Here is an 18,136-nt window from a genome sequence, read left to right as displayed (position 1 = left end):
GATGAGGGGCGGCGCTAGGTTCTACAAAGATGGCGCCACTCGTTCGATCGTCGGCGCTGCCCCTCATCCCCCTGCCGGGACCTTCTCCCCGTGAACGGGGAGAAGGGGCTAAACAGCAATCCTTGGCCTTCCCGAGGCCACCGCCACCACATGCGCCTCGATGAACATTCGCTGCGCTTCGACGGTCGAGACGCGGAATTCGGTCGCGACCTCGATTTCGGCGCTGTCGGTGCCGGCATCCCTGGCGCGCTGGGCGACGATGGCGCGGACATCGGCCTCGGCCGCCGCGATCGCCGCCGCTTCGTCGAGGAAATCGCGCACGGTTTCGCCCGAGGCAAGACGAAACAGGCCTTCCTTGGGCTGGCTGACCCGCGCCTCGGCCGACACCCTGACCTGGCCGACGACGGCGCCGAGCGCGTTGGCGACGTCGGTATCTTCCGGCACCACGCACTCATTGCCGATCAGCGGCGGCAGGCCGGCATAGTGCAGCGGCGCTGAAGCGCCGAGGCCGATGACCGGGCGGTCGAGCGCGACGCTCAGCCGGGCAATGCCGGGGTGAGAATCGACGGCGCGCTGCACCAGCGCATGCGCTACCGTCGACGCGCCATCGAGCCCGTCCTCGGCGAAGGCGGTTTCGAGGATGTATTCCGCCGACCAGCGTGTCAGCGTCACCAGCACGCGCTCCGAGATCACCTCCGGCGATGCGGCGATGGGCTGGCCACGGCCGTCGCGCTTGCGCGCGAACAGTTCGGCGCCGAGGCGGGCGGCGGCCGGATCCCAGTTCGCCTGCTTGCCCAGCACATGGGCGGCGTCCGATGGCGTGAAGCCGGCGACATGCACCAGCCCGCGCGACACCAGCCGGTTCAAGGTCGCGTTCTGCGCGTTGGAGGTCAAAAGCCTGTCGACGGCGAGCGGCACGGCACCAATCGCCTCGTAAAGCCGCGCTTCGGCGCCGGTCAATCCGGCGGCGAGCCGGTCCGGCACGCCGGTGCGCACCGCGAAGCGGCCGTCCATGCGACCAGGATTGGGCGCCCGCAATTGCCGTTCCAGTTCCGCCGTGACGGCGTCGCCGTGGGCCATCCCCGCCAGCGCCAAGGGCACCAGGCGGCGCGGTCCGAGCAGGATTTTCGGGTTGAGTGCGCCATCCTCCAGCGCCACTTCGGAATCGCCGCCAAGGCCGAAGGTGCGCATGGCCACCGCCTCGACCATGGTGCGGAAGCCGCCGACGGTGGCGCCTTCCGGATCGAGCCGCGGCCGGCCCTTGTCGAGCACGGCGACGTCGGTGGTGGTACCGCCGATGTCGGACACCATGGCGTTGTCGAGCCCGGTCATGTGACGGGCGCCGACCAGGCTGGCGGCCGGGCCGGACAGGATGGTCTCGATCGGCCGCTGGCGGGCAAACGCCGCCGAAACCAGCGCGCCGTCGCCGCGCACCACCATCAGGGGTGCGGCGATGTTGCGCTGTGCGAGGAAGCCCTCTGTTGCCGCCACCAGCCGGTCGATCATCGAGATCAGCCGGGCGTTGAGCAGCGTCGTCAGCGCGCGGCGCGGACCGCCGAGCTTGGCCGACAGCTCGTGGCTTGATGTGACCGGCAGGCCGGTCTTTTCGCGGATCAGCTCGCGAGTGGCGATCTCGTGCGCCGGATTGCGTGTGGCGAAATAGGCGCAGACGGCAAAGCCGGAAACCGACACGCCGAGTTCCGGCAGCGCTGCCTCCAGCCCTGACAGGTCGAGCTTGGCCGCATTGCCATGCACGTCGTGGCCGCCGGGGCAGAACACCACCGGGTCGGTGCCGAGTGCAGCCTTCAGCCCGTCACGGGCGAGGTCGGCCTCGGAGAAGCCGATCATCACCAACGCCACGCGGCCGCCCTGGCCCTCGACCAGCGCGTTGGTGGCGAGCGTCGTCGACATCGAGACCAGCTTGATGGCGGCCGGATCGGTGCCGGCCTTCTGCAGCACCGCATCGACCGCGCCGGAAATGCCGACGGCCAGGTCATGCCGGGTGGTCAGCGCCTTGGCCTTGGCCAGCACCTTGCCCTTGTTCGGCCCCTCTTGCTTGCCTTCTGTCTCAGACCACAGCACGGCATCGGTGTAGGTGCCGCCGGTGTCGATCCCGAGGAACAGCGGCTTTGGCTTGGTCTTGGCGGTCATTTCTGATGGTCGTCCGGCTGGGTAAATTTTGTTTTCCTGCCCTTAGCCGATACGGGGCGGCCGATAAAGACGCGAGCGCTGGGCCACGGTGGAGTTCGATCTCCCCCCACAAGGGGGATTGGCAGTTCCGCCAAGGTGTCGAGATTCAGGTCAGGCCGAGCCGAAAATGGTGGCTTCCGAGAACCGGAGCGGAGGGCACTTAAGGTACGTGAGCACCGGAAGCGCAGGAAGCCGCCGTTTGCAGGCCGGCCTCACCTGAATATCGACACCTTAGCCCACAAACCCAACCTTCTTGTGCGTCCCATCGCAAAACGGCTTGTTGGCCGAGTGGCCGCAGCGGCACAGGAACGCGACTGTCGTGCGGTCGACGGTGTGGCCGGTGCCGGTGACGATCTCCAGATTGCCCTCCAGCTTCAGCGGGCCGTTTTTCGTCGGAGTGACCTTGAGCGGACCGTTCCGCACTTCCAGCGCCGGGGTGTCCTTCAGCGGCGGCTCGCCGGTGGCGGCAAAGCCCGATTTGGTGTGGCTGCCGTCGCAGAACGGCTTGTTTTCCGAAGCGCCGCAGCGGCAGAGCGTGGCGCGATAGAAAGTCTCGCCGTCGAGCACGATCTCGGCATGCACGGCCAGCGGGCCGTTTTCCCGCAGACGCACGGTGTTGACCACCGGCGGCTGTTCCTGCGGCCCGCCATCCTTCCTGATGTAGGTGATGGCGCCAGAGGGGCAGCTTTCGGCGATGGCGACGATCTTCTCGACGCTGGCCGCCTCGGGATGGATCCACTGCCCCGGCGCGTTGGGCACGAAGACATGCGGATCGCCGAGCACGCAGTTGCGCGAATGAATGCAGCGCTTGCCGGAGAACCCGACGTCGATCTTGTCGCTTTCGACCATACCGGCCATGGCTACGCTCCTGTTGCCTGAAGCGCGTCACATCGAGACGGACAGACGCGGCGCGCTTTGGGTATTTGTCCAGGCTATGTTCTAACGCAATTCCCGTCGGAACCGCTTCACACTTTTCCTGGAATTGCTGTACGGCTCCAGCAGGAAAACCGTCAAGCTGGCAAACCGGTCAGGGGACCAGATCGATTTCCTCGGTCTCGCCGCCGCTGCAGGTATAGCAGCAGTCCTCGCATTTTTCCTTGTTGCCGGGGCCGACGCCCCAATAGGTCTCCTCGTCACCATCGACCCAGGCGCCGTAACAGATCGATTCCCCTTCGTTGCAGGTTATCGGCAAGGACTTGGTCTCGCCGTCATTGAGGTAGAAATCCTGGTTGTTGCCCGGCCAGACATAGTCGCGGTCCTGGCTGTAAAGCTCGAGGCGCATGGCATTGGGATGGCTGTTCTTGATGGCAAAGGTAACGTCGCCTGCATGTGCCGACGGCGCGACCAGCATGACGAGAGACAGCGCGGCCAGCGTGCGGCGCGCATAGGCATGAAACATGGTATCCCCCTGGAAAGACACGGCCTACCCGGCCGCGGGGCGACCATGGCACGCCGTGCGCGGCCGCTAAAGGGACGATTGCAACAATTCCAGACTGATTTTGGGGATATCGGAACTAAGGTACCAGATCGATCGTCTCGGTCGTGTGTTCCACGCAGATGAAGCAGCAGGTGTCGCAGGGCTGGTCGTTATCCGGCCCGACGCCGGCGGAGATGCTGTCGTTGCCATTGACCCAGGCGCCGTAGCAGATGTGTTCGCCCTGATTGCAGGAGAGCGGCACCGATTTTTGTGAGGCGGGGTCGATCAGGAATACCTGATCGTTGCCCGGCCAGACCGTTTCGCGGTCGCGGCTGAACAGCTCGACCGCAACCGCTTCCTTGCGCAGGTTCTTGACGAAAAAGGCCATCTCGGCGGACTCGGCCGAGGTCGTGAAGACCAAGGCAGCCAATGCAGCCATGCGAAACAGCGTCACGGTCTCGATCTCCCGAATCATGGCGCCAGAATCGCATGCCTGCCGGGAACTAGAAAGACGCAGGGTGCTCCGCCGCGATCTGCCGCCCCAGCCTCGTCACTTGACGCACCAGAAGGTCGAGATCCTCGCGCCGGGTGCGGTGGTTGGTGATCGCCACCCGCAGCCAGTGCTGGCCATGTACGGTGGTGTCGGAGAGTGCTGCAATGCCCTCTTCCTGCAGCCGCAGCATGATTTCGGTGTTGAGCGCCTTCGGCGCCTCGCCGGCGAGGCCCGGCTGATAGCGGAAGCAGACGATGTTGATGGTCGGCAATGCTGCCAGCTCCAGTTCCGGCTCGGCCTCGATCAGCCCGGCGAGGTAACCCGCCTGCGCAATATTCTGGTCGATCAGACGTCCGAACTTGTCGGCGCCATGCTCCTTCAGCGCCATCCACACCTTGAGCGCGCGAAAGCCGCGCGACGTCTGCAGGCCGTAGTCGTGCAGCCATTCGCCGGAGGCGAGACCGCGCGGGGTCGATTCCAGGTATTCCGGCGTCACCGCGAAGGTCTTGCGATGCGCGACGGCATCCCTGACCAGGGCGCAGCCGACCTCGAATGGAGCGTGCAGCCATTTGTGCGGGTCGAGCGCGACCGAATCGGCCCATTCGATGCCGGCGACGCGATGGGCATTTTCGGGTGCAATGGCGATCAGCGCGCCGATGCAGCCGTCGACATGGAACCAGAGGTCTTCCTCATGCGCCAGTTTGGCTAGCGCCCGCAGGTCGTCGATCGCCCCGGTGTTGACCGTGCCGGCCGTGCCGATGACGCAGGCCGGCTTGAATCCGGCCGCGCGGTCCTCGGCGATCGCTGCGCGCAAGGCAGCGATATCCATGCGCAGGCCGGCATCGGTCGGGATGCGGCGCAGCGCCCGGTTGCCGAGGCCGAGCGCTTCCATCGCCTTGCGGTGGCAGGAGTGGATCTGGTCGGAGCCATAGAAACGCAACGGCTTCTCGATGGCGGCAACGCCATGCTCGCGCACGTCGATGCCGGCCTTGACGTTGCGCGCCACGGTCAGCCCGATGATGTTGGCCATCGAGCCGCCGCTGACCAGCGTGCCGCCGGCAGAAGCGGGAAAACCCAGCATCTGCTTGCACCAGTTCACCACCTGGCTGTCCATCAGCCCGGCGGCGTGGTTGCCGCCGCCGAGATTAGAGCCCTGGATTGCCGCCAGGAAGTCGCCGAGCGCGCCGGTGAAGTTGCTCGACCCCATATACCAGGACCAGAAACGCGGATGGATGTTGCCCATCGGATAGGACATCACGGTCCGGGAGACCTCGTCATAGACAGCGGCGAGGGGCGCCGGCGATCGCGGCAGGGGTGCCGCGAAGACATCTCTTACATCCGCCGGCATCTCCCGCCATACCGGGCGGTCGCGCACGTCGCGCAGATAATCGACCGCATCGTCGATGACCCGGTGCGACAGGGCCTGCACATCGGCCCAGTCCTGGGGGTCAAGCGTTTCCTCGGTCACGCCAAGGGTTTCTTGCGCCATGTCCATGATGGGTCTCCGTCAAGCCGCCGGGAACTGGCAGCCGGGCGTCGAGCGCGACAGAGCGATCTCGTCGGCATCCATCTCGGCCTCGATGCCGTCGAACAACGGCGTCGACATGTAGCGTTCGCCGGTGTCGGGCAGCATGCACAGGATCACCGCGCCAGCCGGCGCCCGTTCGGCGACCTGCCGCGCCACCGCGAAGGTGGCGCCGCCGGAAATGCCGGTGAAGATGCCTTCCTGGCGTGCCAGCGCCTTGGCCCATTTGATGCCCTCGGGCCCTGCAACCGGCATCACCTCGTCATAGAGGCTGGCGTCGATCGCTTCCTGCAGCACATTGGGGATGAAGTCCGGCGTCCAGCCCTGGATCGGGTGCGGCTCGAAGGCCGGGTGGGTGGCGGCGGGAGCGCCGTCGGCACCGCGCTGCTGTGCCTTGCCGCTGCCGATGAGCTGCGCGTTGGCCGGCTCGGAGAGCACGATGCGTGTCTCCGGCCGTTCCCGGCGCAGCACGCGTGCCACGCCGACGACCGTGCCGCCGGTGCCATAGCCGGTGACGAAGCCGTCGAGCCGCGAACCTGCAAAATCATTGATGATCTCGCGCGCCGTGGTCGCCTCGTGGATGGCGGCATTGGCCGCCGTCTCGAACTGGCGGGCGAGGAACCAGCCATTGGCCTCAGCCAGTTCCACCGCCTTCTTGTACATGCCAAAGCCCTTCTCGGCGCGCGGCGTCAGCACCACCTTGGCGCCCAGCATGCGCATCAGCTTGCGGCGCTCGACCGAAAAACTGTCGGCCATGGTGACGACCAGCGGATAGCCCTTCTGCGCACAGACCATGGCCAGCCCGATGCCGGTGTTGCCGCTGGTCGCCTCGACCACCGTCTGACCCGGCTTCAGCGCGCCGCTGCGCTCGCCCGCCTCGATGATGTTGAGCGCCAGGCGGTCCTTCACCGAGGCGCCCGGATTGAAGAACTCAGCCTTCACATAGATCGTTGCATGGGCCGGCGAGAGATTGTTGATACGCACCACCGGCGTGTCGCCGACTGTGTCGAGAATGCTGTCGAACAGGCGTCCGCGCCCGGCGGTGGTCCTGATTTTCTGCTTCTGCAACATCTTTGATCTCCTCGATCGTTTGCCATCACAAGCCGGTTACAAACCGGCGGATTGGGCGGCGAGGTTTCGAGACCTGGCCGCGCTAGGACAGACATGCCGGCATTGCGGCAATGGCGGCATCCGGCGCGGAATACGCCGCCGGATGCGCTTTGTCGGTTTCGGTGATACAGCAAGGGCCGACAGGCCAGCGTGGGAGCAGGCGTGGAAACGCACGTGGAATCCACCCGATCGAGACTGGACGGCCAAGTGACCGGCCTGTCCGTGCGCCTGCTTGGAACGCTGACGATCTCCCGCAATGGCGTTGCGGTGGCGCTGCCGGCCTCACGCAAGCTGCGCGCGCTGTTTGCCTATCTGGCGCTGGCGCCGCACGCCGTCGGCCGCAGTCGCCTGTGCGAGCTGTTGTGGGACGTGCCCAACGATCCACGCGGCGAGCTTCGCTGGTGCCTCAGCAAGCTGCGCGGCGCGCTCGACGAGCCGGACCGGCGCCGCGTCTCCACGCAAGGCGACACGGTCGCGCTTGACCTCAGCAATTGCCTGGTCGATGCGCTGGAGCTCAGCGACGCTGCGGCGCAAGGGATCGGCACCCTCGATGCAGAGCGGCTACGGGCGCTGGCCAAACTGTTCGCCGGCGATTTCCTCGACGGGCTGGAGCTCGAACGCAGCCCGCATTTCAACAGCTGGCTGGTCGCTCAACGCCGGCGTTTTCACTCATGCCACGTCGCCGTGCTGGAGCATCTTGTCGCAAACCATCCGGCTGACAGCCCGGCTGTGTCCGCGCATCTCGACAAATGGGTCGAGTTGGCGCCGTTCGACACGCGCGCGCATCTGGCGTTGCTGGCCAATCTGGCGGAACGCGGTGAGATTGGCGCGGCCGAGCAGCATCTGGCGGCGGCAGAACAGTTGTTTCAGTCGGAGGCGATCGATTTCGGACCGGTCAATGCCGCCTGGCGGGCGATGCGTGAGCAACGGCCAGCCGCCTTGCAGCTCCCGGCAGGCCTGTCCACGGTATCGCAATTGGTCGCCGCATCCGGCGATACCGGCCCTGTCGGGCCGAGCCACGCTTCGCTGGCCGTCATGCCGTTTGTCGAGGAAACCGGCGGCGCGCGCGGTGGGCTTGCCGACGGTTTTACCCACGACATCATCACGCGCCTGGCGAAGCTCAGGGATTTCTTCGTCATCGCGCGCGGATCGGTGTTTGCACTGGCCGAGAAGAACATTGCACCCGAGGATGCCGGCCGGCGGCTGAATGTCGACTATGTCGCCACCGGCACGGTGCGCAGCCCGCCCGGCCGCCTGATTGTCAGCGTCGAACTCATCGAGGTGCGCACGGCCAGGATCGTCTGGGCCGAGACGTTCGAGCGCCGGTCCGACGACATCTTCGGCTTGCTTGACGATATCGGCAACAACATCGTGTCGTCGATCTCGGCCGAGATCGAAACGGTCGAGCGCAACCGCGCCATGCTAAAGGCGCCCAATTCGCTCAACGCCTGGGAGGCCTATCACCGCGGCCTCTGGCACATGTACCGCTTCACCCAGGCCGAAAACAAGCAGGCGAGGCATTTCTTCGACATGGCCTTGCGGCTCGATCCGACCTTTGCCCGCGCCTATGCCGGCCTGTCCTTCACCCATTGGCAAAACGCCTTCCAGCGCTGGGGCGACCGCGACCGGGAAAGCGCGCTGGCCTTCGAGAGCGCCGGCCACAGCCTGCTGGTCGACGACCACAATCCCGCCGCGCACTGGGCGATGGGCCGGGCGCTGTGGCTGCGCGGCGAACAGGACGGTTCGCTGCTCGAACTGGAACGGGCGGTGGACCTCAGCCCCAACTTCGCGCTTGGCCATTACGCGCTGTCCTTCGTCCACTCGCAGTCGGGCGACCCGCAGGCGGCGATCGGCTCGTCCGACCATTCGCGCCATCTCAGCCCGTTCGACCCGCTGCTGTTCGGCATGCTGGGGGCGCGGGCGATGGCGCATGTCCGGCTCGGCCAGTTCGACGAGGCGGCCGAATGGGCGCTGAAGGCAGCGGCGCGGCCCAACGCCCACGCCATCATCCTGGCGATCGCCGCACACTGCCTGGCGCTGGCGGGCCGGCTCGACGAGGCGCGCGGCTTTGCCGCCGCCATCCGCAAGACATTGCCGAACTATTCAAGCGACGATTTCATCGGCACCTTCCGCTTCGAGCCGGATGCCGCGGCACTGTTCCGGCAAGGCGCCAGACGGCTCGGGCTGGGCTGAAACCGAGGATCAGGACCCGGAACTTCGCCTCAATTCCGCCGGGTTAACAAAGTCGGAAGGAGTTGCTTAACGGTTCCCGGCTATGTCACGCCTGGGAGGTCTGACAAAGTGAGTATGATGAGCAACAGCCCCGACAAGCGCAACGAATGGCGCGCCATCTTCTACGTGCAAGCCCGCGTTGCCATCCTGTTCGTGCCGGTTGTGGCCAGCCTGCTGATCATAGCCGCGCTTGCCGGCAACGAACGCAAATCGGTTCCCAGCATGATCGACCCGACCGTCACCGGCTCCGTGCGATAGAGCGGCGGTCGTCAGCTCTTTGGGTATCGGCAAGGAGGAAGGGCCCGGCACTTGGGGTGCGCTATCAGCGCGTTGGCGTTAAAGTCGTCCCATGGCACTGAATGAATGGGCACGGACAATCAAGCGCGACGTGCATGCGCTCTACCTCGCCGCGCGCGATCCCCGAACGCCATGGTATGCCAAGGCGCTCGCCGTGTGTGTCGCAGGCTATGCCTTATCCCCAATCGACCTGATCCCCGATTTCATCCCGGTGATTGGCTACCTCGACGATGCGATCCTGGTCCCCTTGGGCGTCCTTGCCGTGGTCAAGATGATCCCGCCTGAGGTGATGGCGGAACACAGGGAGACCGCCGCCCTTGCCGTTGACAGGCCCGTGAGCCGCAGCGCCGCCGTGATCATCGCTTGTATCTGGGTCGCTTCGGTCGCGCTGGCGGGATGGCTGGGGTATCGATATTTCGCTGGCAGATTTTGAGGTCGCGCCCCGATAACGTCGGGCTCAATAAAAGCGCGGGATCGGACCGTTCTGGGGTGTCGTGCGGTCGCCGAGGTCGAGAAAGGCCTCGTCGATGTAGCACCAGCCCCAACCTTCCGGCGGATCATAGCCCTCGATGATCGGATGGCGGGTGGCGTGAAAATGCTTGGTGGCGTGACGGTTGGGCGAGTCGTCGCAGCAACCGACATGGCCGCAGGTGCGGCAGAGCCGCAGATGCACCCATTGCGAACCGCTCTTCAGGCATTCCTCGCAGCCGAGCGCGCTCGGCGTCACGTCCTTGATCTCAGCCGCATGTCTGCATTCATCCGCCATCACACTCTCCCGATCAATTGAGGCGCGACGGCGTGGCTGCCGTCCTGCGCGAGATAGGCGTGCAACGCAGCCACCACCTGGGCACCCTCGCCGACGGCCGCCGCGACGCGCTTGACCGAGCCGGCACGGACGTCGCCTATGGCAAACACCCCGCTGCGGCTCGTCTCCATCACCCCATGCGCCGATCCCAGGTCGGATCCGGTGCGCACGAAGCCGTTGGCGTCCAGCGCCACGTTGCAATGCGCCAGCCAGTCCGTATTCGGGTCGGCGCCGATGAACAGGAAGAGATGGCGGATCGGGCGCGTCGTTTCCACGCCGCTGGCGCGGTTGCGCCACCGCACCGTGCTGAGATTGCCTTCGTCGCCTTCCAGCGCCTCGACCTCGGTCCCGGTCAGCACCTCGATGTTCGGCTGCGCCTTGATGCGCTCGACCAGATAGCGCGACATGCTGGCATCTAGGCTGCCGCCGCGCGCCAGCAGCGCCACCTTGTGCACGTGGCTGGCCAAGTAGACCGCCGCCTGTCCGGCCGAATTGCCGGCACCGACCAGCGCCACCTCCTGGCCCTGGCAAAGCCGTGCTTCGATGGGCGAGGCCCAATAGTGCACGCACGTCCCCTCGAACTGCGCCAGATTGGCGACATCGAGGCGGCGGTAGCGCGCGCCGCTGGCGATCACCACGGTGCGCGTCCGAACGGTCTCGCCGTCGCCGACGTCAAGCGTGTAACGGGCACCGTCGGTCCCAGCGCTCAGCAGCTTCGCCTCGTCGGGAATCACCATTTCGACGCCGAATTTCTGCGCCTGGTTGTAGGCCCGCGCCATCAGCGCCATGCCCGAAATGCCGGTGGGGAAACCGAGATAGTTCTCGATGCGCGAGGAGGCGCCGGCCTGCCCACCGAAGGCCCGGCAATCGAGGACGATGGTCGACAGACCTTCGGACGCCGCATAAACGGCCGCTGCCAGCCCCGCCGGCCCGGCGCCGACTATGGCGACGTCGTATAATTTGTCGGCATCGATCGGCCGCAGCAGGCCGATGCAGCGGGCGAGGTCCTTCTCGCCGGGATTGAGCAGCAGCCGGCCGCTCGGACACAGCACGATCGGCAGATGGTGGAGGTCGACATCGAAGCGCTCGACCAGGGTTTTGGCGCAGGGGTCGCTGTCGGAATCGAGCACGCGGTGCGGCTGGCCGCTGCGGGCCAGGAATCCCTGCAACCGCAAGACGTCGGCATTGTTGACGGGTCCGATGATGATCGGCCCGCTGGTTGCGCTTTCCAGCAGCCCTACACGGCGCAGGATCAGCGCCCGCATGATGCGCTCGCCGAGATTGGCCTCCTGCACCATCAGGTCGCGCAGCCTCTGCGAGGCGATGACGAACGCCTTCACCGGCTCGGCGGCCCGCGCATCCACCAGCGAGGGGCGGGCCGAAAGCTGGGCCAGTTCGCCGACAAAGCTGCCCGGACCATGCGTCACGATCGTTTCGCGCCGGCCGAGCCCGCCGTCCTGGATAATGTCGACCCTGCCCGACAGGACGACGATCAGGCCGGGCGCCACATCGCCGGCCGTGACGATGTACTCGCCGGTGGCGTAGGCGCTGGCCTCGCCGAACCGGCGCATGCGATCGATGTCGGCTTCAGCCAACGTGGGAAACGCCTGATCCCGACGGGCGCCGAAGATCGGGTTGGTGGTCGATTGAGACATAGTTTCGACCGTACCGAACCGGCGGCGCAGTTTGAAGCGGTTTGTTCAGCGCCTAGCCGGGAGGAGAGGTTGGCGGCAAAGAAAAAGCCCGGACGAACCGGGCTTTTTCTTTGGGTCTCTGAACCGTCGAATGGTTCGAAACGGGAATTTGGTGCCCAGAAGAGGACTCGAACCTCCACTCCTTGCGGAACACGGACCTGAACCGTGCGCGTCTACCAATTCCGCCATCTGGGCTGGTGCGGGCTCATGTAAGCGGGCAAGCGATGTGTGTCAACGCGCTTTTTTCAAAGCATGATCCCGAAAAGTGGGAACCGGTTTTCGGAAGAGATCATGCCCAATCAAGAATGGCTTGCCGCTTGCCGGCTCAGCTCTCCAGGACTTCCTTGGAAGCCACCGTGGAATCGGCGTTGAGCGTGTAGATGACCGGCACGCCTGTGCCGAGCTCCAGCTTGACGATCTCCTCGCCGGACTTGCCGTCCAGCGCCATGATCAGCGCGCGCAGCGAGTTGCCGTGCGCAGCGACCAGCACTGTGCCGCCGCGCAGCACGTGCGGCTGCAGGTCGTGCAGGTAGTAGGGCCAGACGCGCGCGCCGGTGTCCTTCAGGCTTTCGCCGGCGGGCGGCGGCACGTCGTAGGAGCGGCGCCAGACATGCACCTGCTCCTCGCCCCATTTCTTGCGCGCGTCGTCCTTGTTGAGGCCGGAGAGATCGCCATAGTCACGCTCGTTCAGCGCCTGGTCGCGGATGGTCGTCAGGTCGCTCTGGCCGACGGCGTCGAGAATGTGCTGGCAGGTCTTTTGCGCCCGGACCAGCGCCGAGGTGAAGGCGATGTCGAATTTCAGGCCGCGCGCCTTGAGTTTCTGGCCGGCTGACTTGGCCTCGGCGTGGCCCTGCTCGGTCAGGTCGACATCGCGCCAGCCCGTGAACAGGTTCTTCAGGTTCCATTCGCTCTGGCCGTGGCGCACGAGCACGAGGGTTCTCGACATATTTGCTCCCTTCAAGAGCAATTCCAGGAAAAGTGTGAAGCGGTTTTCCGTCGGGAATTGCGTTAAAACAGTGGATGTCCGCTCAGCTGAGGCCGAGCACGTCCCGCATCGAATAAAGTCCCGGCTTGCGGCCGCGCGCCCATAGCGCCGCCTTGACGGCGCCGCGGGCGAAGATGGCGCGGTCCTCGGCGTGGTGGGACAGGGTGATCCGCTCGCCGGTGCCGGCCAGCATCACGCTGTGGTCGCCGACCACCGAGCCGCCGCGCAGCGAGGCAAAGCCGATCGAGCCGGTCTTGCGGACGCCGGTGTGGCCGTCGCGGACGCGCACATCGTTGCCGGCGAGCGCGATGCCGCGCCCGGCGGCGGCGGCCTCGCCGAGCAGCAGCGCCGTGCCCGACGGTGCGTCGACCTTGTGCTTGTGGTGCATTTCGAGGATCTCGATGTCGAAATCGTCGGCGTCGAGCGCTCGTGCCGCCTGTTCGACCAGCACCGCCAGAAGATTGACGCCGAGGCTCATATTGCCCGACTTGACGATCATCGCGTGGCGCGCCGCCGCGGCGATCTTGGCGTCATCGTCGGCCGAGCAGCCCGTGGTGCCGATGACATGGGCGATGCGCGCCTGCGCCGCGTAGCCGGCGAATTCGACGCTCGAGGCCGGCGTGGTGAAATCGAGCACACCGTCGGCCTTGGCGAAGACCGGCAGCGGATCGTCGCCAATCGGCACGTCGATGCGGCCGACGCCGGCAAGCTCGCCGGCATCCTTGCCCAGATAGGGTGAGCCGGCACGCTCGACGGCGCCGATCACGCGGACGCCGGGAATGGTGTGGATGGCGCGGATCAGCGTCTGCCCCATGCGGCCGGCAGCACCCACCACGACCAGGCCCATATCGCTCATGAAGGTCTCCCGACCGCCTTTTTCGCGCGGCTGCGCGGTGGCGGAGTTTGGATTGGCTTGGCGTCGTCGACAAGCCCAAGCCCCTTTTTGCCCTGCACCCGGTGGAAGCGGGCATAGACGCTGTGCGGATCGGCCATCAGCGAGGCATGCGTGCCCTGTTCGACGAGATGGCCCTGTTCCAGCACGATAATGTGGTCGGCATTGACCACAGTCGACAGCCGGTGCGCGATGACGATGGTGGTGCGCCCTTCCATGACTTGGATCAGCGCTTCCTGGACCCGCGCCTCGGCCTCGTTGTCGAGCGCCGACGTCGCCTCGTCGAGCAGGAGAATCGGCGCCTGCCGCACGATGGCGCGGGCGATCGATACGCGCTGGCGCTGGCCGCCCGACAGTGTCACGCCGTTTTCGCCGACGGGCGTATCGTAACCCTGTGGCTGCTGGCGGATGAAGCCGTCGGCCTCGGCCTGCAGCGCGGCCTGTTCGATTTCGGCGTTGGTGGCATTCAACCGGCCATAGCGGATGTTGTCGCGGATGGTGCCTTCGAACAGATAGGGCTGCTGCGAGACATAGGCGATGGAGCTGCGCAGCGAGTGCTTGGTGACCTTGGAAATGTCCTGGCCGTCGATCTCGATCGTTCCCGCCTCGACGTCGTAGAAGCGCTGCAGCAGCGCCACCAGCGTCGTCTTGCCGGCGCCGGAGGCGCCGACGATGGCGGTCATCTTGCCGGCCGCGGCGACGAAGCTCAGGTCCTGCAGCACCGGTGCCTCCTCGACATAGCGGAAGGACACGTTGTTGAAACGCACTTCGCCGGTGGTGAACCTGGCCTCGGCGGCTCCCGGCGTGTCGCCCTGCTGCGGCTCGAGATCGAGAAGTTCGTAGATCATGCGCGCATTGACCAGCGCGCGCTCCATTCCGACTTGCATGCGCGCCAGCCGCCGTGCCGGATCATAGGCGAGCAACAGCGCGGTGATGAAGGAAAAGACCGCACCCGGCGGCTGTCCAAGAACGATCGCCCGGTAGCCGGAATAGGCGATGACACCGGTGACGGCAAGACCGGCCAGCATGTCGGAGATCGGCGCCAGCCGTTCCGAGACGCGGGCGATCTTGTTTCCCCGCTGCTCGGCGCTGTCGGCGAGCGCGCCGATGCGGCGCGACAGCTCCTCTTCCATGGTGAAGGCCTTGACGATGGCAATGCCTTGCGTGGCCTCCTGCACGGCGCCGATCAGCCGCGAATTGATCTGCACCGATTCGCGGGTGATGCGGCGCACCCGGCGCATCAGATAGGTGACAGTCCAGATCAGCGGCGGTCCGATCAGCAGGGAGCTCAGGGAGAGAACGGGATCCTGGTAGATCATGACCCCAAGAAGGCCGAGCAACGTCACGCCATCGCGCGCGATCGACGTGAGCGTCATCGACAGGAGGTCGCGGATGCCGTTGACGTTCTCGTTCATCTGGGCAGCCAGCCGGCCCGAACGCGTGTCGCTGAAAAAGCCGACGCCGAGCTTCATCAGATGGTCGAAGAGGCGTTTCTGGTAGCGCGCCACCAGATTGTTGCCGACCTTGGCCAGCGTCACCGCCTGGCCGTAACCGGCGAAACCGCGCACGAGGAAGGCCGCCATGATGGCGGCGCAAATCCACACGATCAGATCGCCGCGTCGTTCATAGAATATCGAGTTGACGACGGGGCTCATGACCCAGGCGGTGAAGGCGGTCGTCGCGGACACCGCGATCAGGCAGGCAGCGGCAAAAGCATAGGACCAGCGGTAATCACGGCCGTTTTCAGCGATAATGCGGCGGAGCACCGCCGTGACCGCACGGGGCGTGACTTTCGGCTTTTTGGGTGTCTGAAATGTCAATTCGGAGCGCTTCACAGGTTCCTGCTTCCCGTGGCCGGGTTGCAATTCGGCACTTCTCTTAGCGCCAAGGGGCCGGCTTGCCTATGCCTTGGGGTGACTAACTTCGTCGCGCCAGCGGCGGTCCGCGGTCTGGACCCCGAACAGCGAGGGGTTTCTGGCATAGGCGGCCAGCCCCAAAAGCGCTGCCAGCGGGTGGGTGATCACATAGACCGGCATGGTGCGCATCAGCGCGCTGTGCGGCGCCTTGTCCTCGAAGGCGGCGCGGAAATTGCCGGCCTTCAGCGCCGGCACGATCTTCTGCGCGATGCCGCCGGTGAGGAACACGCCGCCGCGGCTCATGAACACCAGCGCGAGATCGCCGGCGGTGCGCCCGAGGCAGGTGACGAAGGTCTCCACCGCTTCTTCGGCAACCGGATCGGTCTTGGCCAGTGCCGCTGCGGTGACTTCCGCCGGCGTGGTGAAGGGGGCGGGCTTGCCATCCGTTTTGGCCACCGCCCGGTAGACGTTGACGAGGCCGCGTCCGCACAGGATCTGCTCGCCCGAAATGCGGCCCTCGAGCTTCTCGATATGCGGGAAAACCTGGAAATCGCGCGGCGTGCGCGGGCCGATGTCCATATGGCCGCCCTCGCCCGGCACCGGTATCCAGTGGCGAAGCGCATAGACCAGGCCGGCAACGCCGAGCCCGGTTCCGGGGCCGAGCACGACGCGCCCGGCATTTGGCTCCGGCGTGCCGCCGCCGATCTTTTCCATGTGCTCCTCGCCGAGCGCGACGACGGCCAGCGCCTGCGCCTCGAAATCATTGAGCACGACGATGTCGCTCAAGCCGAGGCTGGCGAACATCTGCCTGGGCTTGACGATCCACGGGCAGTTGGTGAGCTCGATCTCGTCGCCGTCGACCGGGCCGGCTACCGCCAGCACCGCCGAATTGGGGCGGACCGACGAGCGGTCGAGCACGGCCGCCTGGATCGCCTCGTCGATGGTGTTGTAATTGGCGGTCTGGACGATGGTCGGCTCGCCGGCCTCGGAATTGGCGTCGAGCACGATCGAGAAGCGCGCATTGGTGCCACCAATGTCGCCGATCAGGATCGGAAACCTCAACAAAGTATCGTCATCGCCCGTGCTTGGCATACTCTCGTCCGTCCCCGGCGCCCCCGACGGCGTATCGCCGTTCTCCCGTTGACTAGCGCATGAGTTTGAAAAGCGAAACGGTTTTCGAACCCGATGGCGCGCGGGAACGGGTTCTGCGGCCAAACGGCCACTATTTTGCAAAACGGACCATTATAGTTTTGAACTGGGCCACATCTGGACTCCGAACGGCGATAATCGCATTCTCCCTGTGGGGGGAGAGGTTGGATAAATCGCGCTACGACAACCGGTCTGGCCAATGGCGTAAGCGCGCCGCGCGAGGCCGCCGCTGGTGGCCTTCGCGTAACACCGTATCGTGGGCGCTCATCCTTGCGGCAATCATAATTCTGTCTGCCCTGATTGCGCTAAAAGCTGGTCCCGCGCAGGTTTAATCCGGTTCGACAGTCGATAGACGCCGCGGCAGTCAGTTTCCCGGTCGTGGCCGCGGCAGCGGAATGCCGATCTCGGGGGTCGCAGTGAAAGCATTCATCGAGGCCGGTAAGGCGGGTGCACCGCCGGCGGCGCTTGCCGGCTGGGATGGCGCTTCCGGCTCTGGCGCCACGGCTGCGACCGGCACGGCGCCGCCATGATAGGTCGCGGCCTCGGCAGACGCCGGCCCCGGCGCGTCGAGCACGGCGCGGCATTCCCTTGGCAGGTTCGCCATCGTCATCAGGTCACGGGCCTTCGGCGCATCCGGGTTCTTGTTGGGCCGCCAGGGCTCCTGCGTAAACCACCAGGCGAGCGGCTTGCCGCAGCCGTCATCGGCCAGCGTCGCTTCCTGCGCCTTGCAGTTGGGCGAGCCGGGCTGGCAGCCGATGCGCATGTGGAAATGATAGTCGTGGCCCCAGAACGGCCTGATCTTGCGCAGCCAGTCACGGTCGCCCTTGACGGTGTCGCAGAGCTTTTTCTTGATGCCGGGATTGACCAGGATGCGTTCGACCTCGGGATAGCTCGCCGCCCGCTTCAACAAGCTTGTATGTGCCGGCGTCCACAGCGCATCCTTCACCAGGTGGGTCTTCTCGTCGACCATCAAGGTGGCGCTGATGCTCTCGCGTTGCGCCATCGACAGCGGAGAGCTGGGCATCGGCGTCAACCAGATGTCGGCATCGAGGCCGATCTGGTGCGAGGCGTGGCCGGTCATCATCGGGCCGCCGCGCGGCTGCGAAATGTCGCCGATCAGCAGGCCCGGCCAACCATCGGCCGCGGCGTCTCGCGACAGTTTCTCGATCACCGCGATCATCGCCGGATGACCCCAGCGGCGATTGCGCGACGGCCGCATCACCTCCCAGGTCGGACCGTCCATGGGAATGGCGACACCGCCGGCAAAGCATCCCTTGGAGTAGAAGCCTATCGACTGCGCTGATGTCGCGGCCGGCAGTTTCTTGGCGCCGAACAGGTCCTTCGCCCGTTCCTCGGCCGTCGCCGGCTGCGCGGCGAGCCCGGCCAGCGCGAACAGGCCGAACGCCGTGGCCAGCAGTGATTTCCTGCCGAGAGATCGCCGCATTGCTGGTTTCATGAAACCGGATCCCCACCGCAATCCAAGGCCGAATC

16 protein-coding genes and 1 tRNA gene are annotated in these 18,136 nt (G+C 65.8%); 3 read left to right on the top strand and 14 right to left on the bottom strand.

The window, feature by feature from the left end:
- Nucleotides 1-108: 108 nt before the first annotated feature.
- The 6 genes from AC0ZT5_RS25855 to AC0ZT5_RS25830 all read right to left on the bottom strand — a co-directional run bounded on the left by AC0ZT5_RS25855 (nt 109) and on the right by AC0ZT5_RS25830 (nt 6,696).
- Complete coding sequence (locus AC0ZT5_RS25855) at nt 109-2,151, bottom strand: hydantoinase/oxoprolinase N-terminal domain-containing protein (protein WP_488498745.1); 2,043 nt, start codon at nt 2,149-2,151, stop codon at nt 109-111.
- Between the two features lie 270 nt (nt 2,152-2,421).
- Nucleotides 2,422-3,048, bottom strand: coding sequence for a CDGSH iron-sulfur domain-containing protein (locus AC0ZT5_RS25850; protein WP_488498744.1), 627 nt, complete (start codon nt 3,046-3,048; stop codon nt 2,422-2,424).
- A gap of 169 nt (nt 3,049-3,217) precedes the next feature.
- Nucleotides 3,218-3,589, bottom strand: coding sequence for a hypothetical protein (locus tag AC0ZT5_RS25845; RefSeq protein ID WP_488498743.1), 372 nt, complete (start codon nt 3,587-3,589; stop codon nt 3,218-3,220).
- Between the two features lie 115 nt (nt 3,590-3,704).
- Nucleotides 3,705-4,061, bottom strand: a complete 357-nt coding sequence (locus AC0ZT5_RS25840; RefSeq protein ID WP_488498742.1) for a hypothetical protein — start codon at nt 4,059-4,061, stop codon at nt 3,705-3,707.
- Nucleotides 4,062-4,110: 49 nt separating this feature from the next.
- A complete protein-coding gene (locus AC0ZT5_RS25835; RefSeq protein WP_488498741.1) occupies nt 4,111-5,595 on the bottom strand; it encodes a pyridoxal phosphate-dependent decarboxylase family protein in 1,485 nt (494 codons plus the stop codon).
- Nucleotides 5,596-5,607: 12 nt separating this feature from the next.
- The gene (locus AC0ZT5_RS25830) at nt 5,608-6,696 is read right to left on the bottom strand and encodes a PLP-dependent cysteine synthase family protein (protein ID WP_477224874.1); all 1,089 of its coding nucleotides are present in this window, start codon (nt 6,694-6,696) and stop codon (nt 5,608-5,610) included.
- A 213-nt stretch (nt 6,697-6,909) separates the two neighbouring features.
- On the opposite strand from AC0ZT5_RS25830, the gene AC0ZT5_RS25825 reads away from it, so the two are divergent.
- From AC0ZT5_RS25825 to AC0ZT5_RS25815, 3 genes are all read left to right on the top strand, one after another.
- Complete coding sequence (locus tag AC0ZT5_RS25825; RefSeq protein ID WP_488498740.1) at nt 6,910-8,928, top strand: transcriptional regulator; 2,019 nt, start codon at nt 6,910-6,912, stop codon at nt 8,926-8,928.
- A 117-nt stretch (nt 8,929-9,045) separates the two neighbouring features.
- On the top strand, nt 9,046-9,225 hold the full coding sequence (locus tag AC0ZT5_RS25820; RefSeq protein WP_023814179.1) for a hypothetical protein: 180 nt from the start codon (nt 9,046-9,048) through the stop codon (nt 9,223-9,225).
- Nucleotides 9,226-9,316: 91 nt separating this feature from the next.
- On the top strand, nt 9,317-9,697 hold the full coding sequence (locus AC0ZT5_RS25815) for a YkvA family protein (RefSeq protein ID WP_488498739.1): 381 nt from the start codon (nt 9,317-9,319) through the stop codon (nt 9,695-9,697).
- Between the two features lie 24 nt (nt 9,698-9,721).
- Here AC0ZT5_RS25815 and AC0ZT5_RS25810 read toward each other — a convergent pair whose 3' ends face one another.
- The 8 genes from AC0ZT5_RS25810 to mepA form a co-directional block, all read right to left on the bottom strand.
- A complete protein-coding gene (locus AC0ZT5_RS25810) occupies nt 9,722-10,030 on the bottom strand; it encodes a UBP-type zinc finger domain-containing protein (protein WP_095083735.1) in 309 nt (102 codons plus the stop codon).
- Entirely contained in the window at nt 10,030-11,724 is a 1,695-nt protein-coding gene (locus AC0ZT5_RS25805) for an FAD-dependent oxidoreductase (protein WP_488498738.1), read from the bottom strand. Before AC0ZT5_RS25805 ends, AC0ZT5_RS25810 begins: the two co-directional genes overlap by 1 nt.
- A 149-nt stretch (nt 11,725-11,873) precedes the next feature.
- Nucleotides 11,874-11,958, bottom strand: a tRNA-Leu gene (locus AC0ZT5_RS25800).
- A gap of 130 nt (nt 11,959-12,088) precedes the next feature.
- Nucleotides 12,089-12,709, bottom strand: coding sequence for a 2,3-bisphosphoglycerate-dependent phosphoglycerate mutase (locus tag AC0ZT5_RS25795; RefSeq protein ID WP_481827834.1), 621 nt, complete (start codon nt 12,707-12,709; stop codon nt 12,089-12,091).
- 82 nt (nt 12,710-12,791) lie between these two features.
- Nucleotides 12,792-13,604, bottom strand: coding sequence for a 4-hydroxy-tetrahydrodipicolinate reductase (gene dapB / locus AC0ZT5_RS25790; RefSeq protein ID WP_488498737.1), 813 nt, complete (start codon nt 13,602-13,604; stop codon nt 12,792-12,794).
- Nucleotides 13,601-15,460 carry an ABC transporter ATP-binding protein gene (locus tag AC0ZT5_RS25785; RefSeq protein WP_488498736.1) on the bottom strand — a complete coding sequence of 620 codons (1,860 nt, stop codon included), beginning with the start codon at nt 15,458-15,460 and terminating at the stop codon, nt 13,601-13,603. Before AC0ZT5_RS25785 ends, dapB begins: the two co-directional genes overlap by 4 nt.
- An 81-nt stretch (nt 15,461-15,541) precedes the next feature.
- The gene (locus tag AC0ZT5_RS25780; RefSeq protein WP_488498735.1) at nt 15,542-16,588 is read right to left on the bottom strand and encodes a glucokinase; all 1,047 of its coding nucleotides are present in this window, start codon (nt 16,586-16,588) and stop codon (nt 15,542-15,544) included.
- Nucleotides 16,589-17,009: 421 nt separating this feature from the next.
- A complete protein-coding gene (gene mepA, locus AC0ZT5_RS25775) occupies nt 17,010-18,101 on the bottom strand; it encodes a penicillin-insensitive murein endopeptidase (protein WP_488498734.1) in 1,092 nt (363 codons plus the stop codon).
- Nucleotides 18,102-18,136 lie beyond the last annotated feature (35 nt).

It is taken from the genome of Mesorhizobium sp. CNPSo 4670 (assembly GCF_057784235.1).
The sequence above is the reverse complement of the archived record's forward strand: the minus strand, read 5'-3'. Positions and strand labels throughout refer to the sequence as shown.

What these genes read in the sequence shown, in the direction of transcription:
- AC0ZT5_RS25855 (WP_488498745.1), bottom strand. Translation starts at nt 2,151, where the DNA reads ATGACCGCCAAGACCAAGCCAAAGCCGCTGTTCCTCGGGATCGACACC.
- AC0ZT5_RS25850 (WP_488498744.1), bottom strand. Translation starts at nt 3,048, where the DNA reads ATGGCCGGTATGGTCGAAAGCGACAAGATCGACGTCGGGTTCTCCGGC.
- AC0ZT5_RS25845 (WP_488498743.1), bottom strand. Translation starts at nt 3,589, where the DNA reads ATGTTTCATGCCTATGCGCGCCGCACGCTGGCCGCGCTGTCTCTCGTC.
- AC0ZT5_RS25835 (WP_488498741.1), bottom strand. Translation starts at nt 5,595, where the DNA reads ATGGACATGGCGCAAGAAACCCTTGGCGTGACCGAGGAAACGCTTGAC.
- AC0ZT5_RS25830 (WP_477224874.1), bottom strand. Translation starts at nt 6,696, where the DNA reads ATGTTGCAGAAGCAGAAAATCAGGACCACCGCCGGGCGCGGACGCCTG.
- AC0ZT5_RS25820 (WP_023814179.1), top strand. Translation starts at nt 9,046, where the DNA reads ATGAGCAACAGCCCCGACAAGCGCAACGAATGGCGCGCCATCTTCTAC.
- AC0ZT5_RS25815 (WP_488498739.1), top strand. Translation starts at nt 9,317, where the DNA reads ATGGCACTGAATGAATGGGCACGGACAATCAAGCGCGACGTGCATGCG.
- AC0ZT5_RS25810 (WP_095083735.1), bottom strand. Translation starts at nt 10,030, where the DNA reads ATGGCGGATGAATGCAGACATGCGGCTGAGATCAAGGACGTGACGCCG.
- AC0ZT5_RS25805 (WP_488498738.1), bottom strand. Translation starts at nt 11,724, where the DNA reads ATGTCTCAATCGACCACCAACCCGATCTTCGGCGCCCGTCGGGATCAG.
- AC0ZT5_RS25795 (WP_481827834.1), bottom strand. Translation starts at nt 12,709, where the DNA reads ATGTCGAGAACCCTCGTGCTCGTGCGCCACGGCCAGAGCGAATGGAAC.
- dapB (WP_488498737.1), bottom strand. Translation starts at nt 13,604, where the DNA reads ATGAGCGATATGGGCCTGGTCGTGGTGGGTGCTGCCGGCCGCATGGGG.
- AC0ZT5_RS25780 (WP_488498735.1), bottom strand. Translation starts at nt 16,588, where the DNA reads ATGCCAAGCACGGGCGATGACGATACTTTGTTGAGGTTTCCGATCCTG.
- mepA (WP_488498734.1), bottom strand. Translation starts at nt 18,101, where the DNA reads ATGAAACCAGCAATGCGGCGATCTCTCGGCAGGAAATCACTGCTGGCC.